Raw genomic sequence first — 26,456 nt, 5'->3', positions numbered from 1 at the left:
CACCTCGGGAGTCGTCGTGACTGTCGATCACCACCAGTATCGCGGCAGCGCGGGTGCTGTGTTATCCCAAAGAAGCATGGTGTTTAGCCTGTTTCGGTGCGATTTCTCAGCAAGTTCTCCATAGACGGGTTCATCCTGTCGATCCTTGCGATGGTCGTCCTCGCCAGTATCTTCCCGGCTCGGGGCGAGGCGGCCGAGGTCGTGAGCTGGCTGACGAAGATCGCCATCGGATTTCTGTTTCTCCTCTACGGCGCGCGCCTGGCGCCGCAGGAGGCGATCGCGGGCCTCAAGCACTGGCGACTACACCTGACCGTACTGGCCTGCACCTTCGTGCTCTTCCCCGTGATCGGTCTCGCCGCCCGGGTGCTGGTGCCGCACGTGCTGACCAGCGATCTCTACACCGGTGTGCTCTTCCTGTGCCTGGTGCCGTCCACGGTGCAGTCCTCGATCGCCTTCACCTCCATCGCCAAAGGCAATGTGGCGGGCGCGATCGTGAGCGCCACGGTGTCGAACCTGCTGGGCGTCTTCCTGACTCCCGCACTCGTGATCCTGCTGATGAACACCACCGGGCAGGCGAGCGTGGACCCGTCCGCGGTGGTGGACATCGTGCTGCAGCTACTGGTGCCGTTCTTCCTGGGCCAGCTGATCCGGCCGAAGGTCAAAGGTTTCCTGGCCCGCTACGCCGAACCCACCAAGCTGGTGGATCGCGGATCCATCCTGCTGGTGGTCTACAGCGCCTTCAGCGCGGGCATGGTCGAGGGCATCTGGCATGCCATGTCGCCGTGGCGGATTCTGCTGCTGGCCGTGGTGTGCTGCGCGATTCTGGCCACCGTGCTGGTGGCGACCGGATTCCTCGGCGAGGCGGTGCGATTCGATCGCGCCGACCGGATCGTGGTGGTGTTCTGCGGATCCAAGAAGAGCCTGGCCACCGGGCTGCCCATGGCGACGGTGCTGTTCGCGGGGCATTCGGTGGGACTGGTCGTGTTGCCGCTCATGATGTTCCACCAGATTCAGCTGATCACGTGTGCCGCCCTCGCGCAGCGGTGGGCTCGTAGCGCGCCGTGAGCGAGAGCAGCCGGCTGTCGTCGCGCCGCAGCGAACGGGTGCCCGCCGAGGGCCGGGCGGCCAGCGCGTGCAGCACGGCCCGGTCCGAACCCGGATCGCCCACCGCGATGCGGGCGCTGCCGTCCGGGTAGCGCTTGGCCACGATCCCGGCCCGCGCCAGCGCGGGCGCGATATCGCGGCCCGGCAGGTACAGGAAGTTGGCGCTGCTGCGCGGCACCCGGATGCCGCCGCGCCGCAGTTCGGTGCGCAGTAGTTCGCGCTCGGTGGTGATGCGCAGAATCCGTTCGCCCAGTTCGGCTTCCGCGGCATAGGACGCGCGCACCGCGGCGACCGCGAGGGCCGGCACCCCGAACGGCAGTTGCAGCCGATGCACCCGGTGCACCAGTTCCGCCGTGCCGAACGCGTAGCCGATGCGCAGCCCGGCCAGGCCGTAGGCCTTGGAGAAGGTGCGCAGCACCAGCACATTGGGGTGCCGGTCGACCAGCTCGACGGCGTCGAGAGAGTCGCTCGCACCGAGGAATTCGACGTACGCCTCGTCCAGGATCACCGGCACCCGGGACGGGACCGAACACAGGAACGCCTTCACTTCGCTGGCCGGGAGCACGGTGCCGGTCGGATTGTGCGGACGGCACACCGCGATCAGCCCGGTGCGCTCGTTCACCGCGCGGGCCATGGCCCACAGGTCCTGCCGGCCGTGGCCGTCCAGCGGCACCGGCACCGGCCGCAGCCCGGTCATGGTCGCCATGATCGGGTAGCCGTCGAAGGTCGGTGTGGCGTAGACGAATTCGGTTCCGGCGCCGGGGAGGGTCTGCATGATCTGCATGGCCACCCCGGTCGCGCCGGAACCCACCACCACCTGGTCGGCCGAGACGCCGAGGCGGTCGGCGATCAGCCGCGGCAGTCGCCGGGGCAGGAATTCCGGATACCGGTTCGCCCTGCCGAGGCAGTCGTCGAGGGCGGCGACCACCGAAGGCAGTGGCGGAAACGGATTTTCGCTCAGGCTCAGGTCGTAGCGGATGGTGTCCGCGCCGTGTGGGTCGACGGTGGCGGGGTAGCCCGCCACCTCGGAACCGCGCAATCCCGCCGGCCAGGACACCGGCGCCACGATCCGCGCCACGGGCCGCCTGTGCTCGCCCGCACCGGGGCGGGTCATCGGGCCGCGCCCCAGCGGACGGCCGCCGCCCCCGCGAAGTCCCCGGCGTGCGCGAACGCCGCCATCAGCACCACCGAGCCGTTGCGCAGCCGACCGGCCCGGTTCTCGGCATCCAGGGTCACGGGAATGCCCGCGGCGAACAGGTTTCCGCAGCTGTCGAAGGTGTCCGGGTGCCGTTCGGGCGGCAGTTCCATCGCCTCGTTCCAGTTGCGCAGGAACAGCCGGTTGGGCTGGTTGGTGACGAAGGTGTCGATGTCGCGGGACTTCACCCCGATGCGCCGGCACACCGCGTGCGCCACCTCGGGCACCAGCCGGTTGCCGCGCGTCATCACCTTGGCCACCTTGGATTCGGTGAAGGTGACGCAGCCCTGGCCCTCGCCGGGCTCCCAGTACTTGCGTTCGCCGTTGGTGCTGAACTCCATATCGCCCGCGAACTCCGGATAGGTGCGGCATTCGATGTCGAGGATCGTTGCGGAGCTGTTCTTCACGAGCAGCCCGACCCCGCACCCGTCGCCGGGGACGGGGGCCTGCGCGAGCCCGCGGATATCGGGCTGGGTGAACACCGGGCCCGCGCAGTTCTGGGTGCAGGCGATGAGCGCGGTGTGCGCGTCGGTCGTCTGCAGGATCATCCGGGCCATCCACATCATGTGGACGAAGGCCGCGCAGCCGCCGTTGTGGATGTCGAACACCCAGCGCGGCTTCATATTCAGCCGGCGCGCCACCTCCGGCCCGGCGCCCAGCACCGGATTGTCGGGCAGCTGGGTGTGGGTGAGCAGGATGTCGACATTCGAGATCTCCTGTGCCCCATGGCGTTCGATCAGGGGTGCGACGGCTCGCTCCACCATGTCCACGGCGGTCTCGTCGCGGCCGATGTGATGGCGTCCCCTGGGGGCCCGGAACATGACGTTCTTGGCCATCCGGTCCGAGCGGGAGAACTGGGTGAAGTACTCGGTGCCGACCGGGTCACCGGGAAGGTAACCGGCGACATCGACGAGGCTGACGGGCGGCGCCGTCCGGAGGGCGGGGTCGGTGAAGTCCATGGCGCTCAGCTCACTTCTCTTCCGAGGGATTCAGCATCCAGTCGGGCTTGATGGGCAGCCCGTGCGAGGCGCGGTATTCCGCGATGGCCCTGAGGTTGTCGAGCTCCAATTGGTGCCCGGCGGAGAACATCTCCCAGAAGTCGCCCACCCACACCTTGCGCTTGTCCGGCGCGGTGTCCTGGTAGGGGTTCCGGTCATAGAACGGGTGATGGCAGTTCGTCCACAGCACCACCGAACCGGGCTTGTCGAACACCACCTGGGCGTCGACCACCCGCATCAGGTAGACCATCCACAGGTGGTCGCTCTGGTCCCAGGCGCAGTGGTAGTCCACCGTCATGGCGTCGGGATTGGCGACGGTGCGGGTGTAGATCTTGGTGCTGTCGCCGAGCCGATCGTGCGACACCCACAGCCCGGGCTCCTCGGTCTCGGTGAATCCGCGCAGGCTGTAGGTCCATTCCTCCAGGCACCGGGTATCGGCGAGGTACTCGTACAGCTCCCGCGGCGGGGCCGCGATGAACCCCTGGACCGGGCAGAAGTCGCCGAAGATCTGGTCGTGCGGATACACCGATCGCAGCATGTCCAGGATGATCGGGGTGGTGGCCTCACGATCGGAGTTCTCGATGCGCAGCAGGCCGGGCAGGACGGCTTCCGGAATGTCACTGAGGGCGGGCAGGGCGCTGGTGGTCACGGGTTACCTCCTGGGTGGCGTCAGGAACGGTGTGAACGGCGGGATTTCGTCGGGATCGCAGTCGATCGCGACGAACGACGGTCCCGGGCGGTCGGCGCAGTGCCGCAGTGCCGCGGCGAGCCCGGCCCGGTTCTCCGGTGCGTGGGTGCACAGATCCGGGAACATGGCGGCCATCCCCGCGCCCGGATACGCGGGACGAAACCTGTTGAAGCTGTAGCGATCCCCGTAGTACAGCTGCTCGCGCGTGACGCACATGGCGTGCGCGTTGTTGTTGAGGATGATGAAGGTGATCGGCAGCCGGTGTTCGACCGCGGTGTGAATCTCCATGCCGTGCATGAAGAATGCTCCGTCGCCCGCGATCACGTAGGTGCGCCGCTGCCCGCCGTCCGGATGGCGGTGCCGGGCGAAGGCCGAGCCGATCCCGGCCCCGAAGGCATAGCCCATGCCGCCCATGCCGAGCGCCACCGTGAAGCGCCCGTGCCGCGGCAGCCGCAGGTGGTGCACCACGGCCGCACCGGTATTGCCGGCGTCGGCGAAGACGTCCGAACCCGCGGGCAGTGCGTCGTTGATGGTGTCCACCACCTCGCGATAGCGCAGCCCGGGACCGTCGGAGGGTGGCACGGGCAGCGGGGTCAGGGTGGGCTCGCCGGACGGGTGCGGGCGCGGCGGGATGACCCGCGCCCCGGGTTCGCCGTCGCCGGAATCCAATTCGCCGATCAGTTCGGCGAGGGTCTCGGCCAGGTCGTTGCTGTGCGCGTGCCCGGCGGGCAGGAACGGCGGCAGCGCGCCGATGCTGGCCAGCGGTACCGCCGCGAGCGCGTCCTCCATCCCGGCGCGGGCGGTGACCGGCATGCGGGTGCCGATCAGCAGGCACAGCTCCGCGCCGCGCAGGGCGTCGAGCAGTTCGGGATTGCCCATACTGCCCGCGACGCCGCAGCAGCCGGGGTCCGCGTGGTGGTAGACGTCCTTGGCGTCGGGCGCGACCCCGACGACGGCGTCCACGGCGGCGGCGAAGGCGGCCAGCTCGCCGCGGGCGTCGTCGCGGGCCACCTGGTCCCCGGCGATGATCACGATCTTGCCGACCGCCCGGGCGCCGCGCACGGTGTCCAGCACCCGGCACAGATTCTCGATGTCGCGGCGGTAGGGGCGCGCGGGCGGCACGAAATCCGGGGCGACCAGGTCGGCCTGCTGGATGTCCTTGGGCAGCAACAGCACCGCGGGCCCGCCCCGGCGGGCGGCGGAGACCGCGCGGGCGAGGTGAGCGGGCAGGTCGGCGGGGGCCTCGACGCGAGCACAGTAGTGCGAGATCGGCGTGTAGAGCGCGACCGCGTCGAAGGCGCCGGCCTGCCCACTCGTGTCCTGGAAGGCGCCCTTGCCCTCCAGGACGGTCGGGGGCTGCCCGATCAGTGCGAGCACCGGCACCCGGGAGGCGAACGATTCGGCCAGCCCGGCGACGAGGTTCACGGCGCCGCCGCCGGAGGTCGCGCACACGACACCGAGTCCGGAAGTCGAACGCGCGTACCCGTCGGCCATGGTGGCCGCGCCGAACTCGTGCTTGGCCACCACGGCGGTGAGCAGATCCCGATGCTCGAAAGCCGCGTCGTAGAGGTCTTCGATATTTGCTCCGTCGACGCCGAACAGGTGCCGTACGCCCAGCGCCGATACCGCCCTGACCAGCTGGTCAGCGACCCGTGTGCCGCTACGCATGGGCGCGTCCTTTCCGGTGGCAGCCACCGGTGCCCGAGTGCCTTCAATCGGGATACGGATGCGGGTCGTCAGCGGTTCAATCACCGCGTTTCGCCACAGGTCTTGCCGTGTATGTATACGTCTACGTATAGTTGGTGCATGCCGAACAAGACGATTTACGTATCCGATGATGACCTGAAGCTGTTTCAGCGCGCGCAGGAGCTGGTGGGGGGCAATCTGTCGGGCGCGATCGTGACGGCACTGCGGCGCTTCATCGAGCTCGAGGAGGGCCGGCAACAGGGCTACGACGAGGTGGTCCTGAAGGTGGGCAAGGACGGCACCCGGCAGGTCCGGTTCTCCGGTGCCCTGCTCACCCACTGGCACCAGATGGCCAATGAGCGCATCGAGGACATCCGGGTGTACCGCACCCGCAAAGGCGCGTATGCGGTGCACAGCCACTTCTCCAACTGGTCGGAGTTTCCGACCGACACCAATTGGCGCCAGTGGCGTCGCTTCCTCGGCCTGGGCGAACAGGATTGGGGCGATTTCACCCTCGAGGTCTACGACACCCTCCAGGATCTGGAGGGCAAGATTCCCGATCGCCTCTACGCCCGCGTCGTGGACGCCACCGAGCACTCGCAGGTCGAGGACCTCGATATCTGATCGAAAAACCCGGTAGCACAACTGAATAGCTGACCCGAAACAACTTTGATCGCAAGCCTCGGCGGTCACGGCCTGGATGACGTATGCATTCATGCCTATCTATTGATGAGAGGGGAGAGATGTACAACGACCCTGCACCGGCAGCCATCGCGGTCACCGGCCTCTGCAAATCCTTCGGTGAGCACATCGTGCTCGACCGCATCGACTTCACCGTCCCGGAGGGCAGCGTCTTCTCGCTGCTCGGCCCCAATGGCGCGGGCAAGACCACCACGGTCGAGATCCTGTCCACCCTGAAACGCGCCGATGGCGGCGAGATCAGCGTCGGCGGTTTCGATCCCGCCACCCAGCCCGACGGCGTGCGCTCGATCATCGGGGTCACCGGCCAGTTCTCGGCCGTGGACGAACTGCTCACCGGCCGCGAGAACCTCGTACTCATGGGCGACCTGCACCACCTGCCGCGCACCGAAAGCCGCAGGCTGGCAGCGGAACTGCTGGCCACCTTCGATCTGGAGGACGCAGCCGACAAGATCGCCTCGAGCTACTCCGGCGGCATGACCCGCCGTCTGGACCTGGCCATGACCCTGGTCGGCGATCCGCGCATCATCTTCCTCGACGAGCCCACCGTGGGCCTGGATCCGCGCAGCCGCCGCGGCATGTGGGACATCATCCGCGACCTCACCGCGCGGGGCGTCACCATCTTCCTCACCACCCAGTACCTGGAAGAGGCCGACCAGCTGGCCGACCGCATCGCCGTGCTGCACCAGGGGCAACTGGTCGCCCAGGGCACCGCCGATCAGCTCAAGCGCATGGTGCCCGGCGGCTACATCCGCCTGGACTTCGGCGACCGGGCCGAATTCGAATCCGCCGCACGGCTTTTCGGAGATGCCGCGCAGGTCAACGGTGACCTCACGCTGGCTGTTCCGAGCGACGGCGCGGTGCGCTCGGTCCGCGAGGTGATCGATCGCCTCGACGCGGCCCGGGTGGAACCCGCGGGCCTGTCCGTGCACACCCCCGACCTCGACGACGTCTTCCTGGCCCTCACCGGCGGCCACGCTCCGGAGAAGGAGACCTCCCAATGGTCACGCTGACCGCTTCGTTCGCCGACTCGAAGACCATGCTGCGCAGGAACCTGGTGCACGCCAAGCGGTATCCGGGCATGACCTTCTCCCTGATCATCATGCCGGTGTTCCTGCTGCTGCTGTTCAACTACGTGTTCGGCGGTGCGCTGAAATCGGCCACCGGCGGCCGGTACATCGACTACCTGACGCCCGGCATGATGCTCATCATCCCGGCGTACATGGTCGCGGGCGTCGCGGTCGGCATGGCCACCGATATGACCAAGGGCATCATCAATCGCTTTCGCACCATGCACTTCTCGCACGCCTCGGTGCTCACCGGGCAAGTGGTCGGCACCCTGATCCAGGGCATGCTGGGCGTGGTCGCCATGACGCTGATGGCCGTGGCCATCGGCTTCCGGCCGCACGCCGGCGTGGTGGAATGGCTGGCGGCCCTCGGACTCATCGGCCTGACCGTCTTCGCGCTGAACTGGCTCGGCGTCGGCTTCGGCCTGATCGCCCAGAGCCCGGAGAGCGCGTCCAATATGCCCATGCCGATTCTGTTCCTGCCCTTCCTGGGCAGCGGCCTGGTGCCGACCGACACCATGCCGGCCGGTGTCAAGCAGTTCGCCGAGTATCAGCCCTTCACCCCGATCACCGAGACCCTGCGCGGGCTGCTGATGGGCGGGCCGATCGGTCACAACGGCATCCTGGCCATCAGCTGGTGCGTGGCGATCGGTGTGTTCGGATACTTCTGGTCCACCGCGACCTTCCGGCGCAAGACCCGGTAGTCACGGTGCCGGACGGCGCGCTCCCACGCGGGGCGCGCCGTTCGCGCGTGGTCAGATACCCGCTGCCAGCAGGATTTTCCCGGATCCGTTGCGAATCTCGACCGTCTTCAACTGTTCCGGCGACACCGAGGTGGTGCCGTCCGGAGTCAGCGTCTGGCCCGGCTTGACCGTCCACTCGGCGAGCTTGGACTGCACGCCGTCGTTGCGGGTCACCCACAGCGACAGCGTCCACACGTACTCCTCGTCCGAGGGCGGGTACTGGCACCACATGTCCACCCGGGTCTGGCCGTTGATCGACATCACTTTGAAGGTGGCCAGGATCGGGGTGTCGGTCTGCGGCTTCAGCGGACCCTGCGCCACCACCTGCTGCACGAAGGACGGGCCCTCGTGGTGGGCCACGGTGGCGGTCACCGGAATCGCGATGGTCACCGCCGCGGCCGCCGCCGCCACTGCTCCGCCGATCGCTTCCCATCGCCCCCGGCGCCGCCGTTTGGCGGTCCGCGCCGCGAGGATCGGCAGCAACCGCTCGGGCGGCGGCGGCACGGTGGAGGGCGGATCGTCCTGCGCCGCAATCGACAACGCGGTCTCGGCGTCCACCATGGCCAGCAGGCCGGGCAGACCGGCCAGTTTCGACACGGCCGCGCGGCAGGACTCACATCCGGTCAGATGCTCCTCGTACTCGCGGCGGTCGTCCCGGGCGAGAGCGCCGAGCACATACGCGCCGTCCCAGGTGGTGTAGCCATTGCACAGTTCATGGCCCTCGGTCATCTCGTCACCCCCATTTCCTGCAACACCAATCGCAATGCCCGCATGCCGTAGTGCATCCGGGACTTGACCGTGCCCTCCGGGATCTCCAGTTCCTCCGCGATCTGATGCGTGGACAGGCCCCGGTAGTAGGCACGGACGATTACGTCACGGTGATCGATGCTCAGCCGCGCCAGCGCATCCGCCACCAGCCACCCGTCCAGCGCCCGATCCGTCTTGTCCGGTTCGGGTACCTCCGGCGGGTGATCGGTGCGGAATTCGCGCCGGCTGCGGGCGCTGCGATGCTCGTCCACGGCCAGATTACGGGCGACCGTGAACAGCCACGCCCGCGCCGAACTGGTGGACTGGTCCAGCACATTGGGCCGTTGCCAGGCGCGCAGCAGGGTCTCCTGCACGATGTCCTCGGCCCGGCCCGGATCCCCGACCAACCCGTAGGTGTACCGCCACAGCGCTGCCGCGTGCTCGTCGTACAGCGCGCGGAGCAGGGCCGCCTGGTCCTCCGGCATCGCTCACCTCCGCATCGATCACGACACAGATGTCCGGGCGGTTCAGTTGCGTTCGAGCTCGATGGGATGGGTGGCCAGCAGGGACAGCGGCAGCGGCTGGCGGCGCAGGACGTGGGCCCAGAGGTCGACGCGGCCCGCCAGCGGGTCGGAGGGCAGGGCGGACAGCACGATCCAATCGCCGCGATCCAGTTCGCCTTCCAGCTGCCCGAAGGTCCAGCCGGCGTAGCCCGCGAAGACCCGGATGCCCTCCACCAGACCCTCGATGCGGTCCGGATCGGAATCCAGGTCCACCAGGGCCACCCGGCCGTCCACCCGGCGCACGCCGGACAGCCCGGCGATGGACGCCCCCACCTTGATGGTGGCCAGGCACAGCGCCGCATCGCGTTTCACCGGGCCCCCGATGTAGAGCGCACGCGGGCCGGCGGCCAGCTCCGACCAGTTGGGGAGCACGTCGTGCAGGGCGGTGTCACTGGGCTTGTTGAGGACCACGCCCCAGGTGCCGCCGTCATTGTGTTCGAGGATGTAGACCACCGACCGCCGGAACGACGGCTCGGTCAGATCGGTCGCGGACACCAGCAGGGTCCCTGGTCGAACCACCTGGTCCTCATGCCGGAATTCGCGTCGAGAACGATCACCGTGTTCCTCTGCGCGTGCCACTCAGTCATCATCGCACTGCGACAGACCAATTGCGTTGCATAATTTGCTGCTTACTCGTTTGTGCCGCTGTGAGCCGCGGAAAACATGTCCGGCATACCTTGCGGTTCGTAGCTAGGGTGGGCGCTATGGAACGCCCCGAAGTCGTCCTCGAGAACAGCGACGCGGTCTACGACTTCTATCGTGACCACCAGCAGAACCTGCTGAAGGCGCGGGCGGCCTACTGGCTGCTGGGTCGTCGCTATCACCCCCGGGTGACCTACGCGGCCGGGGCCCGGGAGCGGCTGCGGGAGTTCATCTCCCAGCGGCGACCGCTGCTCATCGCGGTGAACCACCTCTCCCAGCTGGATCCGTACACCGTGGCCGCCGCGGCCTGGCGCAGCGCGCTGCGGCCGGTCATCGGGCACACCCGGGTGCTGGCCAAGGACGAGCTGTTCACCGAGACCAAGCTGCGCGAGCGCATCGACATGATGGGCGGCATCCCGGTCTTCCGGGGCAAGGACCACGGCCTGCGCGCGGTGAACGCGGCCGGGCAGCGCATGATCGACATCTGCGCCGAGCGCATGGCGCGCGGTGACGGGGTGGCGGTGTTCCCGGAGGGCACCTGCAACGACGTGGACCCCACCCAGGTGCAGACGGTCGGAACCGGCATCGGGCACATCGCCTTCCGGGCCAGGAAGCTCGGGGCGGAACCGGTGCTGGTGAGCCTGGGTCTGAGTTACGGCCCGCGGCTGGATCCCAGGGTGGAACCCACCAAGGAGGAGGCGCGCTCGGCCAGCTTCTACTTCGGCATGCCGGTGGCGGAGCTGCCCACCAAACCCGCCGAGATCACGCGGGTGGTGCGCGAAGAACTGCAGAACGCGCTGGACGGTGCGGTCAAGGCGTACTGATCGGCGGTGCCGTCGAGGAGTACTGCCGGCGGTCACCGCTGGGGCAGGCCGAGCCTTTCCCGCGACCACTGCGGCACCAAAGCCAGGTACTCGGGCCGGGATTCGACGAAGTGGTGCACCATCGGGCACAGCGGCAGAATCCCGAACCCGTCGTCGCGGGTCTGGTCCAGCGCGCCCTGCACGAGCTTGCGCCCGTACCCCAGGCCCTCGAACTGCGGGTAGACCTCGGTGTGCACGAAGGCCCGCTCGTTGGCGGTGTCCTGATAGGCCGCGACCCCGGCGAGGTATCCGTCGACGAACAACTCGAACCGATCCAGCGTGGCGTTCTTGCGGACCTCGACCGACTCACTCGACATGGGTGCGACGTTAGTTCTCCCGTGACGGCTATTTGTCCCTTTGGCCGAACGGTGGCGTCCGGCGTGTCGCTTCCCACATCGGAGATCAAAATGTAGGGATGACGAACCCACCCCCGCGCCGGGTGCTGCTGGCCCCGGACAAGTTCAAGGGCTCCCTGAGCGCCACCCTGGTGGCGGACGCGCTGGCCGTGGGGATCACCCGCGCCGCCCGCGGCGCCGCGGTGCGGCGGACACCCGTCGCCGACGGCGGGGACGGGACGGTCGACGCCTTCGTCGCGGCCGGCTGGGAGCGGGTGGAGGTCGAGAGTTACGGGCCGACGCTCGCGCCGGTGACCACCTCGTACGCGGTCCGCGGGCGGGTGGCCGTGGTGGAGTTGGCCGCGGTCAGCGGACTCGCGAAACTTCCCGGCGGACAGCCCGATCCGCTGCACGCCAGCACCTACGGGGTGGGCGATGTGATCGGGGACGCGCTCGATCGGGGAGCGCGCGACATCGTGCTCGGGCTGGGCGGGAGCGCCTCGACCGACGGCGGGGCGGGCCTGCTGCAGGCGCTCGGACTGCGCATCCTCGACGCCGACGGGAACGAATTGCCCTGCGGCGGAGCGGCACTCGCGCGCGCGGTGCGGGTGGATCGCGACGATCTGCACCCCGGGCTGGCCGATGCGACGGTGACGCTGGCCAGCGATGTGGACAATCCGCTGCTCGGCGCGGACGGCGCGGCCGCGATCTACGCGCCGCAGAAGGGCGCGGATCCCGGGCAGGTCGCCACTCTCGAAGCGGCACTGAAGAATTGGGCCGCCGTGCTGGGCCCGGAATGGGCCGACAAACCGGGTGCGGGCGCAGCGGGCGGTACCGGTTTCGGGGCGCTGGCGGCGCTGGGCGCGCGGATGCGCTCGGGCATCGAGCTCGTTCTCGACCTGATCGATTTCCGGGCCCGGCTGGCGGACGCGGATCTGGTCGTCACCGGGGAAGGCTCGCTGGACACCCAGAGCCTGTCCGGCAAGGCCCCGATCGGGGTCTGTCGCGCGGCGCTGGCGGCGGGCGTCCCGGTGGTCGCGGTGGCGGGCCGGGTGCTGCTCACCGCGGAGCAGGTGCGGGAGGCCGGATTCGCCACCGCCTACGCGTTGTCCGAGTTGGAGCCCGACCCGGCCCGCAGCATGGCGAATGCCGCCGCCCTGCTGGAACGGATCGGGGAGCGGATCGCGGAGTCCTAGCCGGCCGGGGTGAGCGCGCGGCCGGGAATCCGGTTCCGATTGCGGTCGCCCCACTCCTCCAGCGGCCGCAGCGCCGCGCTGAGTTCCCAGCCCAGCTCGGTAAGCGAATATTCCACGCGCGGCGGCACTTCCGGGTAGATCTCGCGGTGCACGATGCCGCTGGCCTCCAGCTGCCGCAGGTTCTCCGCGAGCACCTTCTCGCTGACACCGGTCAGCAGCCGCCGGATCTGCCCGAACCGCTGCGGTCCCTCGGCCAGCACCCACATCAGGTGCATCTTCCATTTGCCGCCGACCGCCTCGATGGCCACGGACATGCCGCACACCTCGTGATCCGCGTCACCGCCGGTACTCATCGTGCCCTCCTGACCAGATTTCGAACCTTGGGGTAAGCAACCCCACGCGCAGGTGCGGTCTTCCCGAGGCTACCGATCCCGGCCACCATCGATTCCGGCGCGCCAGTCCCGAACAGCCGAAATCGAAGGGTATACACCATGTCTGATCTGCGTCGATCCGTCACCGTCATCGGTCTGGGCCCGATGGGGCGGGCCATGGTCGCAGCGTTCCTGAAGGCCGGAGTCGAGGTCACGGTCTGGAACCGCAGTCCCGAGAAGGCCGACGCCATGGTCGAGCTCGGGGCCCGGCGGGCGGCCACCGTCGCCGAGGCGCTCGATGCCAACGCGGTGGCCGTGCTCAGCCTCACCCACTACGCCGCCATGTACGACGTGCTCGGTCCGGCCGCGGATCACCTGCGCGGCAAGGTGATCGCCAATCTCTCCTCGGATTCGCCCGAGCAGGCCCGCCGGGGTGCGGCGTGGTTGCGGCAGCGCGGCGCCGAATTCCTTTCCGGCGGTGTGATGTCGGCGGGCGACAATATCGAACACCCGGCGTCCTACATCTTCTACAGCGGCCCGCGTGCGGTCTTCGACGCGCACGCCGAACTGCTGCGCCCGCTGAGCCCGCAGGAGTACCTGGGCCCGGATGACGGTCTGGCGCAGGTCTTCTACCAGGGCCTGCTCACCATCTTCCATCCCTGGCTGCTGGCCTTCGACCAGGCCACGGCCATGATCGCGCGCTCCGGCCACGACATCGCGCAGTTCGTGCCGTTCGCGGTGCGCTCCAACGCCGCCTTCCCGTACTTCATGGAGCAGTTCTCGGTGGAGAACCAGAACGGCGGCTGGGCCGACGTGGCCGGACTGCGCATGATGGACGCGGGCGCGCAGCACATCATCGACGCCAGTGCGGAGGTCGGCGTCGACGCCACCCTCTCGCACACGGCGCAGGCGTTCTGGCGCCGGGCCGTCGCCGCCAGCGCGGCGGCGGGGCGGGCGGTATCGACCTTCGAACTCATGGGCGCGGTCTCCGAGAACGCCTGAGCCACACGGGAATCAGGCGGTCTCGGAGCCGATGCGAGGGAAGGGCGCGGTGGAGAAGATGATCTCCACCGGCACCTCGAAGTACTGCGCGAGCCGCAGCGCCAGATGCAGGCTCGGGCTGTATTCGCCGCGTTCCAGATAGCCGACGGTCTGGTAGTGCACGCCCAGCGCCTCGGCCAGCTGCCGGCGCGAGATGCCGCGCTCGGCGCGCAGCATCGCGATCCGGTTGTAGATGACCTCGCTAGTAGGCACGCGCCATGGCCCTCTCGCGACGGGCCGCCACCGCGGCCCCGGATTCGCGACGGGCCATGCGGCGCAACACGATCGGCGCGATCAGGATGCCCGCCACCGCCCAGGCGCCCAGCACCGCCACGGTTTCCGGGTGCCGCCACGAGTGCGTCAGCTCCACCATGGCCGCGCCGTCGGGCAGCATGGCCGAACGCATGCCCAGGCCCATCCAGTAGATGGGGAACGCCTGGGCAATGGCCTGCAGCCAGCCCGGAAGGCCGGTGAGGGGATAGAAGATTCCGGAGATCGCCACCAGACCCATGATGGGGAACGAGATGAAGCCGATGCTGCGCGGGCTGTCGAACGCCGAGCCCACGATCGCGCCCAGCGGCAGACAGGCCAGCAGGCCGAGCACCAGGATGCCGATCAGCGTGGCCCAGGCGCCGACGCTGTCCAGGCTCACCCCGCCGATGGTGAGCAGCCCGAACCCGAGAATCAGCGCCACCTGGACCACGGTGACGCCGGAGACCGCGACGATCTTGCCGATCAGGTAGCCCAGCATGCCGTTGGGGGTCGCCTTGGCACGCAGCAGGGTTCCGTCCTCGCGATCCATGGCCAGGCCCTGGGCCACGCCGAACATGCCGGTGAACGCCACGAGCATGCCGAGCACGCTGGGCAGCGCCAGCGCGCCCAGGCCGACGCCGCTGCCCTGGAAGTCGCCGTGGCGCATGAAGAACACCGCGATCATGGTGGCCACGGGCCAGAAGAACTGCGAGAAGATGTCCATCCCATTGGTGAGGGTCTGGATCAGCTCGATGCGGCCGCGCCGGAAACCGGCCCGCACCGCGACGATGGTCGGATTCATCGGACCTCCTCCAGGCTCCGCAGTTCGGTATCGCCCTGGCCGGATTCGAAGCGCTGCACCAGGGTCATGTAGGTGTCCTCGAGCGAGGCGCGCCGCACCTCCAGCTCCTCGACCGACTCGCCGAACTGCTGGAACAGCTCGTAGACGAACTTGGTGGACTCGGTGGTGGTGTGCACGAAGCGCTGCCCGTCCCGGGTCCATTTCACCTCGGCCTCACCGGCGATGCGCCGCGAGAGCTGATCGGCCGACCCGTCGGCGATGATGCGCCCGCCGGCCAGGATGAGGATGCGGTCGGCCAGCTTCTCCGCCTCGTCCAGGTCGTGGGTGGTGAGCAGGATGGTGGTGTGGTCGTCGTCGGCGAGCCGGTGCACCAGGTCGTGGAATTCGCGGCGGGCCTGCGGATCGAAACCCGCGGTCGGCTCGTCCAGGAACAGCAGTTCCGGACGGCCGACAATGCCGATGGCCACGTCGAGGCGGCGGCGCTGGCCGCCGGAGAGGGTCATCACCTTGGCGTCCGCGTGCTCGGTGAGGCCCACCGCGGCGATGAGTTCGTCTGTGTCCCAGGGCCGTTGGATGTCGGCCGTGGTGTAGGGCGCGTAGCACATGCCCAGGTAGTCCAGCAGCTCCCGCACCCGCCACTTGCCGTGATCGCGCCAGGACTGCAGTACCACGCCCAGCCGGGCCCGCCAGGCCTCGTCGCCGTGCGCCGGATCCGCGCCGAGCACCTCGACCCGGCCCGCCGAGCGCATGCGGAAGCCCTCCAGGATCTCGATGGTGGTGGTCTTGCCCGCGCCGTTCGGGCCGAGCAACGTCAGCACCTCGCCGCGGTGGGCCTGGAAGCTGACGTCCTGCAGGACATCGCGGGTGCCGTAGCGCATCCGCAGGTTCTCGACGTCGAGTACGACGCCCTCACCGACCGACATATCACCCCTCCGTAGTAGAAGCCGGATCGGATGTAGCATATCTACTATATTTTGCAGGGGACAAGCTATTTATCGTCCACGAAGAAGGGCCCGGCTCGCAGCGAGCCGGGCCCTCTTTCGCGACGCGACAACCGATTTCGTGAGATGCGGGTAACTCGCCGGGTACGTCCAGACTCGGTTCGGCTCCCAACCGCCGGCACGCGTGCCCAACGGTGAACTCTCGGCCGTGCGCTGAAGCTACAGGGAGGCGGGGGAGCGGCGGATCAAGAATTCGATCGCCGCGGCGTAACCCTGGATGCCCATCCCCGCGATCACCGCGGTGGCGATGGGGGAGATGTAGGAGTGGTGCCGGAACTCCTCGCGGGCATGCACATTGCTGATGTGCACCTCCACGATCGGCACCTCCGGAATCACCAGCGCGTCGCGCAGCGCCACCGAGGTGTGGGTGAACCCGCCCGGATTGATGACGATGCCCGCCTCCACCCCGCGCGCGGCGTGGATCCGGTCGATCAGCGCGCCTTCATGATTGGACTGGAACGCCACGATCTCCCGGTCGAACCGCGCCGCGGTCTTGCGGCACAGCTCGACCACGTCGTCGAGGGTGTCGGCCCCGTACACCTCGGGCTGGCGGGTGCCGAGCATGTTCAGGTTCGGGCCGTTGAGCACCAGGATCGGACCGGAAGCAGCCATGTGCCCACTGTATTAGAGGCCGCTCGGTCCCTCCGTGCGCAGGTCGTCGACCTTGCGCATGGCCGTGCGCAATTCCGCGAGCCACTCCTCGGCGTGCTTGCCGGCCAGCTTGACCGTCCAGGCCAGCGCGTCGGAGCGGGAGCGGGCCACGCCGGCGTCGACGAGGGTGTCGAGCACCTTGCGCTCGGGCTGGCGCAACCGGGTCATGACCGGAACGGCCAGGTGGGTGAACATGATTCGCTCGCCGTCCACCAGCACGCCCCAGGCGACATTGCGGCCGTAGCGGGCCTGGGCCTCCTGGGCGATCTGCATGCGGGCGGGGCGGGTGGTCTCCCGGAAGCGGGCGATGATGCCCTCACGGGTGGCCTGCGGGACGGCGGCCGGTGCCGCGTCCTCGGCGGGAGCGTCGTCGCCGGGGGCGGGTTCGGCTGGGGGGAGGGGGAGTTCGCCGAGGACGACGATTTCGTCGCGATCGACTTCGAGGGTTGCTGGACCGGTGAACCAGTCGGATGGCAATCTTCCAGCGAACCAGGCGGGAGCGTCCGAGGCGTCGGGAAGGTCGGCCTGCTGCCAGCCGCCGGTGCGCCCGAAACCGTGTCCACGATGTCCGTGTCTCATGATGGTCACACTCACTTACTGCAGGGAGTTGTAATGCTGATTACAACGTTACGTCGTTTCAGTGGGAGTGGGTTCTGCTCTGGGAGAACGATCTTCGGCGGCTGCGCCGAGGCCGGCCCGCAACGCTGTCACCAGTGAGAACCGACCGGTCTGCCGAGTCTCGAATACGCCAGGGGATGTAACCGACCGGTGATCATGTAAGTGGTCACTGCTGACCGATTTCGGCACTATGGTGGTGCTCGATGCAAGTGCGCCTGGTGGGATGGTGAAGCCGCGGGCGTTCGCCGCGCGGTACCGTGGACCTGTTGCTGATGTGGCCAGAGTGAAGAGTGGGCGATATGGATGTGTGGGGATCCCGCCGCTTCCGGGTACGGGGTGCGATCGCACTCGCGGGTGTGGCAGCCGTCGCGATCGCGATGGGGTCATGTGGTTTTCGGGAGCGGTCGACGGGTGCGGAGGCGGTGGTCGAACGGTTCACCACGCTGATCGACAAGAAGGACTATGACGGGGCGTCGCGGCTGACCTCCTACCCGGCGGGTGCTTCGGCAACGCTGAAGCAAGTCTTCGAGGGACTCGACCCGGGCAAGCCCGACTACCACGTGACCCAGTTCACCGGACTGAACGGTACGACCGGACTCTTCTCCATGACCGGCGCCTGGAACTTCGGCGACAAGCGGGACTGGAAATACGACCTGCAGGGTACCGTGCGCAAACTCAGTGTGGGCTGGCGTATCTCGTGGGATCCGGCCATGGTCATGCCGCAGCTGGACGCCAAGCGCAGCGCCAAGCTGGTGCGCACCTTCGCCACTCCCTCACCGCGGGTGAACGACATCGTCGGCCAGCCGCTCATGACCGAGCAGACCATCAATGTGGTCCAGCTGGACCCGGCCAAGATCACCGACCCGGTCGCGTCCACCAACGCGCTGGCCGCAGCCATCGCCCCGGTCGCGCCGCTCATCGACGGACCGTCGCTGATGCAGCAGCTCGCGGCCTCCCAGGGCAAACCCTTCGTCGCGGTCAACCTGCGCGACGGCGACTTCGCCATCCTCGAGCCGCGCATGGCCCCGATTCCGGGTGTGGTGCTGCTGAAGCAGCCCAAGCTCATCTCCGCGGACCGCCGGGTCTGGTCGCCCATGCTCGACGCGCTCACCAAGGTGTGGCTGGACGATCGCGACGCGCACTCCGGCTGGGGCGTGCAATTGTTCGAGCCCGACGGCAAATTCGTCACCCAGCTGGCCGGCGAGCAGGGCCCGCCCGGACCCGACATTCCGGCGACCATGGACCAGCGCCTGCAGCGCGCCGCCGAGGACGCCGCGGTGAGCACCGGCTCGCCCACCTCCATCGTGGCCATCCAGCCCTCCAGCGGCGCCCTGGTCGCGGTGGCGCAGAACAGTCAGGCCAGCGAGCACGGCAATATCGCGTTCACCGGGCAGTACCCGGTCGGCGGCATGATCGAGCTGTTCAAGAACGTCGCCGCGGTGACCAAACACAAAGCGCCGCAGGATGTCTCGGTCGGCGACGCGGCGGACGCGGCCAGCCTGCTCGGCATCGGCATCGACTTCAAGGTGCCCGGCCTCGACGAGACCACCGGCCGGCTGCCCACCGGCAAGAACGCCGCCGAGAACGTGGGCCGCGGCAATGCCGCCGACTCGCTGCTGGCCAGCCCGTGGGGCATGGCCATCGCGGCGGCCGCCATCGCCAAGGGCCAGGTGCCCAAGCCGATGATCACCATCGGCCAGCCCGCCACCACCGAGGCCGACCTGGCCGCACTGCCCAGCGAGGCCACCGACCGGCTGCGCGGCATGCTGCACGACGGAGTCGGTGCGCCGGAGATGGCCAGCCTCAACAGGTATCGCGATGTGCAGGCCTACGGTGCCACCACCGGCAACAACGCCTGGCTCATCGCCACCATGGGAGACCTGGCCTTCGCCATCCACATCGACGATCCGGACAGCGGGGATCTCACCGCGCGGGTGGCGGCGCGCCTGCTGCAGTCGCTGGCCTCGCCCGACTAGCGAGAGGGCAGTACCCGCGACGTCAACGCGAGCGCAGCACCCGCAGGGCGGCGCGCCAGCCGATCAGGAACAGGGCCAGGAAGGTCGCGGCCACCAGGAAGAAGCTGACCGCGAGGCCCTGACCGGATACAGCACGTAGCAGCATGCCGCCGACCAGGGTGCTCAGCCACACGATCACACCGGTCGGCCACACCGCGCGGCCGTCGAAACGTTGTGCCGCGCTCACACCTTCCCGGCCCGTCGCCACCACCAGCGCGATCACCCAGCCCACCAGCAACCCCGTGCCGAACGGCCAGACGGTGCGCAGCAGACCCGCGCCGATCGCCTCGTCGTGACTGCGCCGCCCGATCGCACAGAACACGACCACGAGGGCGACATCGACGGCGAGGGGCACGAGTTTCTTCACGCGGCACAGGGTATCGGGCGTCCCGGGAGCGCCTGTGCAGGGACACTCCACCCTGGCCGGTCGCGCGAAGGGGGTCGGTCAGGCCGGCGCCGCGTCCGGATCGGCCGGCGGATTGGGCCGGCGCCGGTCGGTGACCAGCGAATTGCCGCGCTCCTCGAATTCCTTCTCGAGCTCGGCGTCGTCGGCCTGCGGCTTGCGGTACAGGAAGAGGAAGACGATCCAGCCGACGATCGCCACCAGGATGAAGCTGATCAGCCGGTAGAGGAACGCCGCCGCCACGGCCTGCGCGGCCGGCAGCCCGGCCGCCGCCGTCAGCGAATAGATGAGGGTGGCGTCCACATAGACGATGCCGCCCGGCGCCAAAGGGATGGTGCCCACGGCCTTTCCGGCCGCGAAGGCCAGCATGAGCCCGGCCCAGTGCGGATCCGCGCCCACCGCGTAGCAGGCGAAACCCAGACAGGCCACATCGGCGAACCGGTGCACGAGCGCCCAGACCACCACCCACGCGCCATCCCGTTTGCCCAGATCCACCGACTCCAGCTGGGTCAGGATCTCGGCCACCTTCTCCATGCCGGCGTCGGCGGGCTTGCGCCGAATCCGATTGACCAGGTGCAGGATTCGCTGCGCCAGCGCCTGCACCCCGCCGGGGTGGCGGGAGACGTAGTTGAAGGTCCAGATCAGCAGGGCGACGGTGCCCAGCGTCAGGATCACCTTGCCGGGGCCGACCCGGTCCCCGGACAGCACCGCGCCGAACAGACCCAGCAGCGTCAGCCCGGCCGCCGCGATCACGCCCGACATCACCAGCTGCCAGGACGCCACGATCGGGCTGGCGCCCCAGCGCCGGGTCTGCCGGTAGGTGAAGGCGGCCGAGAACACCTGGCCCGCGGGCAGCGTCAGCGACATGCCGGTGGAGCCGTACACCACCGACACCGACTTCCGCTGGCTCACCTCGACGCCGCCGGCGTGCAGCAGCTGTTTCTGGATTCGACCGAAGCCGCTCATGGAAAACGCCGCCATGACGATGCAGGCGGCGACCCATCCCCAGTGGATTTCGGTGAGGTTCTTCCAGGATTCGTGCAGGCGCGGATATAGATATATGCCTTCGGAAATCAGCAACGCCGCCAGCGCGGCGCCGAGAACCCATTTGGCCCACCAGAACCTGCCACGGTGCGTGTCATCCGCGGGCGGCGCAGGATCGCCGGCCAGCTCACCATGGGCCGTCACGCCGTCAGCCTAACGAACTCGCCGCGGCCTCGTCTGCATCAGCCGGGTCGGCGCTTTCCCGCGGCCAGGCCAGCCGGGTTTTCCGGCGGCGCCCGCGCAGTTGCACCTCTTCGCCGGTCTGCCAATGCCGCTGCTCGTTCTCATCGGCGAAAAACAGTGCGCTCGACGAGGTCAGGACGCGTTCCGGGCGGTCCTTGGCGAGTTCGGTCAGGCGCGACGCCTCGTTCACCGGATCACCGATCACGGTGTATTCGAAACGATTTGCGCCACCGATATTCCCGGCCACCGCCAGCCCCGCGGAGACGCCGATGCCGATATCCAGCCCGGCGACCTCGCGCAGGGCTTCGCGCAGTTCACGGGCCGCGGCGAGGGCCGCGGTCGGTGCGTCGGGGCGGTCCAGCGGGGCGCCGAAGATGGCCAGTGCGGCATCGCCCATGAATTTGTTGATGAGCCCGTGGTTGCGGTCGATGACATCCACCACCACGCGGAAGAACTCGTTGAGCAGACTGACCACTTCGGTCGGCGGGCGTTCCGCTGCGGTCGCGGTCGAACCGACCATATCCACGAACAGCACCGCCACGAATCGGGTTTCACCACCGAGTTCGGTGCCGTACTCGAGCGCCCGGCGCGCCACGTCCTCACCGACATGCTGACCGAACAATTCCTGCAGTTCCCGGCGTTTGGCGGCCTCACCCATCATTCGGTTGAAGCCAACCTGCAGCAGCCCGATCTCCGAACCGTCGAAAACTTCCACCTGCACATCCCGCGCACCCTCCTGCACGCGGTCGATGGCCTGGCTGAGCTGGCGAATCGGATCGGAAATGGAAGAGCCGGTGAGCATGGAAAGCGCCAGCGCCTGCATGATCACGACACCGCACAACAGCAGAATCGACACCGCCAGCGACTGCGCGGAAAACTGGACGCGAGAAGAAATCTGGGTGACGCACAGCAGCACGATGGCAATCGTCGGCGCGAACGTGCCCATGCCCCAGGTCATGGCCATCCGGGTGCCGACGCCCGCGGTCAGGGTGTGGTCGAAGGCCCCCGTGGTCAGCGCCTCGGCCGCGACCGGCCGCAGGATCCGCTCGCCCAGCATGTAGGTGAAGCCGAAAACGATGGTGGCGGCCATACATTCGGTCACGATCACCGCCGCGGCCAGCTCGGGGGTCCGCACGATGATGACCGAGGCCAGCACGCCACCGCCGACCAGCCACAGCACCAGATGCACGATGGCCTGCCGCAGCGGGGCGTGCAGCGCCGCCATCTGCTCCTGCCGCGACGGCGGCCCGCCGCGCATCTGCCACCGCATGACCGGCCGCAGCATGAGCGCCGACGCGGTCACGCTCAGGAGCCCGCCGATCACGAAGACCAGGCCCGGGATCAGCAGCCCGGTCTGCCGGGTCGCGCTGGTCCCGCCCTCCGGAACCGGCAGCCCGTACTGGATGAAGGCCCACACCAGGACAGCGCCGAAGGCGTTGGCCGCCAGCATCGAAGCCAAGTACAGCGGCCAGCGGGTATGCATGGTCTGTTTGACCGCTTCCAGGGGCGCTGACACGATCACCAATCTAGCGTTTAGATCGCCGGTACATGCCCGCGGAGGTTTCGGCCGTTAGGCTCGGCCTCGTGAGCGAGGTGCAGGCAGGGTCCGGCAGATCGAGCGAATCCGGCGGGGTGCGCCGGCGCGACGCGGAGGCGGTGCATCCCATCGTGCGGCAGACCGCCGAGTGGTGCTGGCGGTTGCTGATCATCTTCGCGGCGGTGCTCGCGGTGGCTTATCTGGCGCGGCGGCTCTCGACGGTCACCATTCCGATTTCCATCGCGCTGCTGGGCGCGGCCCTGATGGCGCCGCTGGTCAATTGGATGCAGCGGTTCGGGGTGCCGCGGGCGATCGGGGTATTCGTGGCGCTGGTGGGGGCGCTCGGTCTGCTCGCCGGAATCATGACCTTCGTCGTCGAGCAGTTCGTCTCGGGTGTGCCGCAGCTGACGGACGAGTTCAAGACCTCCGTGCACCAGGTGCAGGACTGGCTGATCAACGGTCCGCTGCATCTGAGCAACGACCAGATCCGCAATGCGGGCGACACCATCGTCAAAACCGTCGAGTCGAACAAGGACGCGCTGACCAGCGGGGCGCTCACCACAGCCACGGTCATCGGTGAATTCTTCACCGGCACGTTCCTGACCCTGTTCATCCTCATCTTCTTCCTCTACGGCGGCGACCAGATCTGGGAGTTCGTGACCCGCATCGTCCCGGCCCGGCACCGGGCGAAGGTACGTCAGGCCGGGCGGCTGGGCTTCGGCACGCTGACCGGCTTCGTCCGGGCCACCGTCATGGTGGCGGCGGTGGACGCCATCGGTATCGGCGCTGGCCTGGCCATTCTCAATGTGCCGCTGGCGCTTCCGCTGGCCTCGCTGGTCTTCATCGGTGCGTTCATCCCGATCGTGGGTTCGTTCATCGCCGGTTCGGTGGCGGTCTTCATCGCGCTCATGACCAAGGGCATCGTCACCGCGCTCATCGTGCTGGGCATCACGGTGGCGGTCATGCAGCTGGAAGGCCATGTGCTGCAACCGCTGCTGATGGGCCGCGCGGTCCGTATCCATCCGCTGGCCGTGGTGCTCGCCATCGCGGCGGGCGTGGTGCTGGCGGGTCTGGCGGGCGGTCTGCTCGCGGTGCCGTTCGTGGCGGTGCTCAATACCGCCCTGCGCTCGCTGCTGGCCGACTCACCCGACGAGCTCTACCAGGACCTGCACACCGGCGACCCGAGCAAACCCATGTTCAGCGCCGAACCCGATACCCCCGACCCGGACCGCTACAAGGTGCCGGTACCCGTGGCCGAGGACGATCACGAGACGCCCCCGAAGCCGGCGGGCGGCAGTGGGGACGCCGGGGACTGACGGTGGCCCGGGGGACGGTGGAGCCCGATCCCGCCTGGGCGGCCACCGCGCCACTGTGGCGGGCGGTGCAGGCGTTCCGGCTGGTCACCCTGCTGTACGCGGTGGGTCAGCAGATCGCCTCGGTGTCGTACTACAGCAATCAGCGGTTGAGCTGGGCGCTGATCGCCGTGATGGCGGTGTGGTCGGGTATCTCGGCGGTGCTGTTGTCGCAGTGGCGGATCCGGCACGAGCCGCGGGTGCGCACGGCCGTGGTGGTCGGCGACCATCTCGTGGTCATCGCCCTGATCTTCGCGACCCGGCTGGTCGCGCCCTACGACTGGTATCACCACCATCAGACCCTGCCCACCACGCTCTGGGCCGCCAATGCCGTTGTCTCCGCGGCGATTCTGTGGGGACCGTTCGGCGGCATCTGCTCGGGTCTGCTCATCTCCGCCGCCGTCATCACCGCACGGGCCCAATGGGACTTCGACGTGTGGCGCGATGCGACGCTGCCCGTCCTCATCTCGGTGGGCCTCGCGCTGGGCCTGGCCTCCGATACCGCCCGCCGCGCGCACGCGCAGCTGCAGCGCGCCGTCCGGCTCACCGCCGCCGCCCAGGAACGCGAACGCCTGGCCCGCGAGGTGCACGACGGAGTCCTGCAGGTACTCAGCTACATCAAGCGGCGCGGCAATGAAATCGGCGGCCCGACAGCCGAACTGGCGCAGCGCGCGGGCGAGCAGGAGGTGGCGCTGCGGGTGCTCGTCTCCGAACAGGGCGATCGCACCGACGCCGGGGGCGCCGAGGAGGATCTGCGGCCGCTGCTCACCGCCCAGGCCACCCCGTCCGTGTTCGTTTCCACCCCCGGTCATCCGGTGCCACTGGGCCACTGGGCGGCGCGCGAGGTCGCCGCCGCCGTGGCCGCCGCCCTCGCCAATGTGGTCCAGCACGCCGGTCCGGGCGCGAAAGCGTATGTGCTGCTGGAGGATACCGGCGACGAGCTCATCGTGAGCGTGCGCGATGACGGCCCCGGCATTCCGCCCGGCCGGCTCGCGGAGGCCGAAGGGCAAGGGCGCATGGGTGTTTCGCGGTCCATCGTGGGGCGCATCGCCGCCCTCGGCGGCACCGCGCAGCTGCTGTTCGAGGCGGCGCCCGCGGACGACGAGGGCGCGGAATGGGAGTTCCGCGTGCCCCTGGAACCGCGACCCTGAGAGCCCTCGAACGGCCACAATGAGATCGGAGGCGGACATGACCGAATCGGATGCCGGAATCACGGTGATGGTGGTGGACGACCACCCGATCTGGCGGGACGGGGTCGCCCGCGACCTGGCCGAGGCCGGATTCGCCGTGGTCGCCACCGCCGACGGCGTGCGCGCCGCCGGGGCCCGCGCGGGCGCCGTGCAACCGGCGGTCGTGCTCATGGACATGCAGCTCCCCGACGGCAACGGCGCCGACGCCACCGCCGAGGTGCTGCGGGTCTCCCCGCGCACCCGGGTGCTGGTGCTGTCGGCCTCCGCCGAACGCGACGACGTGCTCGACGCCATCAAGGCCGGCGCCACCGGCTACCTGGTCAAGAGTGCCTCGGCCACCGAACTGCTGGACGCCGTCCGCGCCACCGCGGCGGGACAGGCCGTCTTCACCCCGGGCCTGGCGGGTCTGGTCCTGGGCGAGTTCCGCCGGATCGCCGGCACCCCCGCCGAACGCGACGAACCACACCGCCCCGCCCTCACCGACCGCGAGACCGAGGTGCTGCGCATGGTGGCGAAGGGCTTGTCCGCCAAGCAGATCGCCACCCGGCTCGGGCTCAGTCACCGCACTGTGGAGAACCACGTGCAGTCCACGCTGCGCAAACTGCAGCTCGGCAATCGCGTCGAGTTGACCCGCTACGCCATCGAGCAGGGCCTCGAGTAGGGGGACGGTTCAGGGATTGCCCTGATGCGGTGGCGGCCCCGTGCTGGCTAGCCTCGAAGCATGGGAGGTCCTGAAGCGGTTTCCGCGATCGTGACCGGCAACGCCGTGATCGGCGACCGGGATCTACGAGTATCCGATGTCGAACGCGAACATGTCGGCCGGCTGCTGCAGCGCGCGGTCGGGCTGGGCATGCTGTCGCTGGGGGAATTCACCGAGCGCATGGACACCGCGCTCGCGGCCAAGACCCGCGGCGAACTCAATGCGGTGCTGATCGATCTGCCGGGCGTCCGGCTGGTCGGGCAGCCCGCCCCCGCCGGCCAGCGGTTCGTGCAACCGCCGCCCCGGTACGCGACCGCGCACCGGATGCCACCGGCGGTGCCCTCCAATGTGATTCGCGCGCGGCTGTCGAGCGTGGAGCGCAAGGGCGCCTGGCACGTGCCGCCGGCGCTGGCGATCAACAGCATGCTGGGCAGCGTGCGCCTGGACTTCACCCAGGCCGTCATGTCCACCCAGGTGGTGGAGATCCACGTGAACGACACCTGCAGTTCGATCGAACTGATCGTGCCGGCCGAGGCCACCGTGGACCTCAATGCCATCGACCTGATCGGCTCCAGCGCCAACACCAAGGTGCGCACCGGCCCGCCCATCGGGCCGCTGCACCTGGTCGTGCACGGCACGCTGCGGTTCAGCTCCGTCACCGCCAAGCATCCGTTCGGCACCAACTGGAAGCGGTTCCTCAACGGTGCGTGACCGCCGGTCCCGAGGCCGCAGTGCCGCGGAATCGAGCGCGGCGGCGGACGGATCCGGGC

Annotated in this window: 29 protein-coding genes; 12 read left to right on the top strand and 17 right to left on the bottom strand. The window is 68.8% G+C overall.

The features are described from left to right. Positions 1-96 precede the first annotated feature (96 nt). A complete protein-coding gene (locus ACFXKA_RS27890; RefSeq protein ID WP_354841117.1) occupies positions 97-1,065 on the top strand; it encodes a bile acid:sodium symporter family protein in 969 nt (322 codons plus the stop codon). On the opposite strand, the gene ACFXKA_RS27885 is transcribed toward ACFXKA_RS27890, so the two are convergent. From ACFXKA_RS27885 to ACFXKA_RS27870, 4 genes are read right to left on the bottom strand one after another with little or no spacing between them, the layout of a single operon-like run. Continuing rightward, positions 1,019-2,218, bottom strand: a complete 1,200-nt coding sequence (locus tag ACFXKA_RS27885) for an aminotransferase class I/II-fold pyridoxal phosphate-dependent enzyme (protein ID WP_379429540.1) — start codon at positions 2,216-2,218, stop codon at positions 1,019-1,021. The two genes, ACFXKA_RS27890 and ACFXKA_RS27885, sit on opposite strands and share 47 nt — an antisense overlap. Further along, positions 2,215-3,258, bottom strand: coding sequence for a 3-oxoacyl-[acyl-carrier-protein] synthase III C-terminal domain-containing protein (locus ACFXKA_RS27880; protein ID WP_354841123.1), 1,044 nt, complete (start codon positions 3,256-3,258; stop codon positions 2,215-2,217). The genes ACFXKA_RS27885 and ACFXKA_RS27880 overlap by 4 nt, the downstream gene beginning before the upstream one ends. Positions 3,259-3,268: 10 nt before the next feature. After that, a complete protein-coding gene (locus tag ACFXKA_RS27875; RefSeq protein WP_354841125.1) occupies positions 3,269-3,946 on the bottom strand; it encodes an SRPBCC family protein in 678 nt (225 codons plus the stop codon). 3 nt (positions 3,947-3,949) lie between these two features. Further along, complete coding sequence (locus ACFXKA_RS27870) at positions 3,950-5,653, bottom strand: thiamine pyrophosphate-binding protein (RefSeq protein ID WP_379429539.1); 1,704 nt, start codon at positions 5,651-5,653, stop codon at positions 3,950-3,952. Positions 5,654-5,791: 138 nt separating this feature from the next. On the opposite strand from ACFXKA_RS27870, the gene ACFXKA_RS27865 reads away from it, so the two are divergent. The 3 genes from ACFXKA_RS27865 (at position 5,792) to ACFXKA_RS27855 (ending at position 8,141) form a co-directional block, all read left to right on the top strand. Continuing rightward, positions 5,792-6,295, top strand: a complete 504-nt coding sequence (locus ACFXKA_RS27865; RefSeq protein ID WP_356995968.1) for an EXLDI protein — start codon at positions 5,792-5,794, stop codon at positions 6,293-6,295. 119 nt (positions 6,296-6,414) lie between these two features. After that, the gene (locus ACFXKA_RS27860) at positions 6,415-7,383 is read left to right on the top strand and encodes an ATP-binding cassette domain-containing protein (RefSeq protein ID WP_379429538.1); all 969 of its coding nucleotides are present in this window, start codon (positions 6,415-6,417) and stop codon (positions 7,381-7,383) included. Then, positions 7,371-8,141, top strand: a complete 771-nt coding sequence (locus ACFXKA_RS27855) for an ABC transporter permease (protein WP_379429537.1) — start codon at positions 7,371-7,373, stop codon at positions 8,139-8,141. The genes ACFXKA_RS27860 and ACFXKA_RS27855 overlap by 13 nt, the downstream gene beginning before the upstream one ends. Before the next feature lie 51 nt (positions 8,142-8,192). On the opposite strand, the gene ACFXKA_RS27850 is transcribed toward ACFXKA_RS27855, so the two are convergent. From ACFXKA_RS27850 to ACFXKA_RS27840, 3 genes are read right to left on the bottom strand one after another with little or no spacing between them, the layout of a single operon-like run. After that, a complete protein-coding gene (locus ACFXKA_RS27850; protein ID WP_354841139.1) occupies positions 8,193-8,909 on the bottom strand; it encodes a zf-HC2 domain-containing protein in 717 nt (238 codons plus the stop codon). Further along, entirely contained in the window at positions 8,906-9,412 is a 507-nt protein-coding gene (locus tag ACFXKA_RS27845; protein WP_354841142.1) for a sigma-70 family RNA polymerase sigma factor, read from the bottom strand. The genes ACFXKA_RS27850 and ACFXKA_RS27845 overlap by 4 nt, the downstream gene beginning before the upstream one ends. A gap of 42 nt (positions 9,413-9,454) precedes the next feature. Next, the gene (locus ACFXKA_RS27840; protein WP_354841144.1) at positions 9,455-10,069 is read right to left on the bottom strand and encodes a YqgE/AlgH family protein; all 615 of its coding nucleotides are present in this window, start codon (positions 10,067-10,069) and stop codon (positions 9,455-9,457) included. Positions 10,070-10,194: 125 nt separating this feature from the next. On the opposite strand from ACFXKA_RS27840, the gene ACFXKA_RS27835 reads away from it, so the two are divergent. Further along, entirely contained in the window at positions 10,195-10,956 is a 762-nt protein-coding gene (locus ACFXKA_RS27835) for a lysophospholipid acyltransferase family protein (RefSeq protein WP_379429536.1), read from the top strand. A 32-nt stretch (positions 10,957-10,988) separates the two neighbouring features. On the opposite strand, the gene ACFXKA_RS27830 is transcribed toward ACFXKA_RS27835, so the two are convergent. After that, the gene (locus ACFXKA_RS27830) at positions 10,989-11,312 is read right to left on the bottom strand and encodes a GNAT family N-acetyltransferase (protein ID WP_379429535.1); all 324 of its coding nucleotides are present in this window, start codon (positions 11,310-11,312) and stop codon (positions 10,989-10,991) included. Positions 11,313-11,410: 98 nt separating this feature from the next. Here ACFXKA_RS27830 and ACFXKA_RS27825 point away from each other — a divergent pair, with 98 nt between their 5' ends. After that, positions 11,411-12,526, top strand: coding sequence for a glycerate kinase (locus ACFXKA_RS27825; protein ID WP_379429534.1), 1,116 nt, complete (start codon positions 11,411-11,413; stop codon positions 12,524-12,526). Here ACFXKA_RS27825 and ACFXKA_RS27820 read toward each other — a convergent pair. Beyond that, complete coding sequence (locus ACFXKA_RS27820) at positions 12,523-12,879, bottom strand: helix-turn-helix domain-containing protein (RefSeq protein ID WP_354841155.1); 357 nt, start codon at positions 12,877-12,879, stop codon at positions 12,523-12,525. The two genes, ACFXKA_RS27825 and ACFXKA_RS27820, sit on opposite strands and share 4 nt — an antisense overlap. Before the next feature lie 138 nt (positions 12,880-13,017). Between ACFXKA_RS27820 and ACFXKA_RS27815 the strand changes: the two genes are divergently transcribed. Beyond that, positions 13,018-13,899 carry an NAD(P)-binding domain-containing protein gene (locus ACFXKA_RS27815; protein ID WP_354841157.1) on the top strand — a complete coding sequence of 294 codons (882 nt, stop codon included), beginning with the start codon at positions 13,018-13,020 and terminating at the stop codon, positions 13,897-13,899. 12 nt (positions 13,900-13,911) lie between these two features. Here ACFXKA_RS27815 and ACFXKA_RS27810 read toward each other — a convergent pair whose 3' ends face one another. From ACFXKA_RS27810 to ACFXKA_RS27790, 5 genes are all read right to left on the bottom strand, one after another. Then, the gene (locus tag ACFXKA_RS27810; protein ID WP_354841343.1) at positions 13,912-14,115 is read right to left on the bottom strand and encodes a helix-turn-helix transcriptional regulator; all 204 of its coding nucleotides are present in this window, start codon (positions 14,113-14,115) and stop codon (positions 13,912-13,914) included. Positions 14,116-14,140: 25 nt separating this feature from the next. After that, positions 14,141-14,992 (bottom strand): ABC transporter permease, encoded by an 852-nt coding sequence (locus ACFXKA_RS27805; RefSeq protein WP_379429533.1) that lies wholly within the window; start codon positions 14,990-14,992, stop codon positions 14,141-14,143. Further along, the gene (locus tag ACFXKA_RS27800; protein WP_379429532.1) at positions 14,989-15,915 is read right to left on the bottom strand and encodes an ABC transporter ATP-binding protein; all 927 of its coding nucleotides are present in this window, start codon (positions 15,913-15,915) and stop codon (positions 14,989-14,991) included. The genes ACFXKA_RS27805 and ACFXKA_RS27800 overlap by 4 nt, the downstream gene beginning before the upstream one ends. Before the next feature lie 237 nt (positions 15,916-16,152). Further along, positions 16,153-16,605 (bottom strand): type II 3-dehydroquinate dehydratase, encoded by a 453-nt coding sequence (gene aroQ, locus ACFXKA_RS27795; protein ID WP_379429531.1) that lies wholly within the window; start codon positions 16,603-16,605, stop codon positions 16,153-16,155. 12 nt (positions 16,606-16,617) lie between these two features. Then, positions 16,618-17,223, bottom strand: coding sequence for a hypothetical protein (locus ACFXKA_RS27790; protein ID WP_379429530.1), 606 nt, complete (start codon positions 17,221-17,223; stop codon positions 16,618-16,620). Between the two features lie 338 nt (positions 17,224-17,561). Here ACFXKA_RS27790 and ACFXKA_RS27785 point away from each other — a divergent pair, with 338 nt between their 5' ends. After that, the gene (locus ACFXKA_RS27785; RefSeq protein ID WP_379429529.1) at positions 17,562-19,238 is read left to right on the top strand and encodes an NTF2-like N-terminal transpeptidase domain-containing protein; all 1,677 of its coding nucleotides are present in this window, start codon (positions 17,562-17,564) and stop codon (positions 19,236-19,238) included. A 22-nt stretch (positions 19,239-19,260) separates the two neighbouring features. Here ACFXKA_RS27785 and ACFXKA_RS27780 read toward each other — a convergent pair whose 3' ends face one another. From ACFXKA_RS27780 to ACFXKA_RS27770, 3 genes are all read right to left on the bottom strand, one after another. Next, positions 19,261-19,644 (bottom strand): DUF3054 domain-containing protein, encoded by a 384-nt coding sequence (locus ACFXKA_RS27780; protein WP_379429528.1) that lies wholly within the window; start codon positions 19,642-19,644, stop codon positions 19,261-19,263. Positions 19,645-19,722: 78 nt separating this feature from the next. Further along, positions 19,723-20,868: a YbhN family protein gene (locus ACFXKA_RS27775; RefSeq protein ID WP_379429527.1), complete on the bottom strand. Its 1,146-nt coding sequence runs from the start codon at positions 20,866-20,868 to the stop codon at positions 19,723-19,725. Between the two features lie 4 nt (positions 20,869-20,872). Then, positions 20,873-22,390 (bottom strand): adenylate/guanylate cyclase domain-containing protein, encoded by a 1,518-nt coding sequence (locus ACFXKA_RS27770; RefSeq protein WP_379429576.1) that lies wholly within the window; start codon positions 22,388-22,390, stop codon positions 20,873-20,875. Positions 22,391-22,563: 173 nt separating this feature from the next. Between ACFXKA_RS27770 and ACFXKA_RS27765 the strand changes: the two genes are divergently transcribed. The 4 genes from ACFXKA_RS27765 to ACFXKA_RS27750 all read left to right on the top strand — a co-directional run bounded on the left by ACFXKA_RS27765 (position 22,564) and on the right by ACFXKA_RS27750 (position 26,397). Beyond that, positions 22,564-23,760 carry an AI-2E family transporter gene (locus ACFXKA_RS27765; RefSeq protein ID WP_354841349.1) on the top strand — a complete coding sequence of 399 codons (1,197 nt, stop codon included), beginning with the start codon at positions 22,564-22,566 and terminating at the stop codon, positions 23,758-23,760. Between the two features lie 2 nt (positions 23,761-23,762). Next, entirely contained in the window at positions 23,763-24,947 is a 1,185-nt protein-coding gene (macS, locus tag ACFXKA_RS27760; RefSeq protein ID WP_379429526.1) for a MacS family sensor histidine kinase, read from the top strand. Positions 24,948-24,984: 37 nt separating this feature from the next. Beyond that, positions 24,985-25,647, top strand: a complete 663-nt coding sequence (locus ACFXKA_RS27755; protein WP_354841183.1) for a response regulator transcription factor — start codon at positions 24,985-24,987, stop codon at positions 25,645-25,647. A gap of 108 nt (positions 25,648-25,755) precedes the next feature. Continuing rightward, complete coding sequence (locus ACFXKA_RS27750) at positions 25,756-26,397, top strand: DUF1707 domain-containing protein (protein ID WP_379429575.1); 642 nt, start codon at positions 25,756-25,758, stop codon at positions 26,395-26,397. Positions 26,398-26,456: the final 59 nt, after the last annotated feature.

Source organism: Nocardia sp. NPDC059228 (assembly GCF_042754245.1).
Classification (GTDB): domain Bacteria; phylum Actinomycetota; class Actinomycetes; order Mycobacteriales; family Mycobacteriaceae; genus Nocardia.
This window is presented reverse-complemented; position numbering and strand designations above follow the sequence as displayed.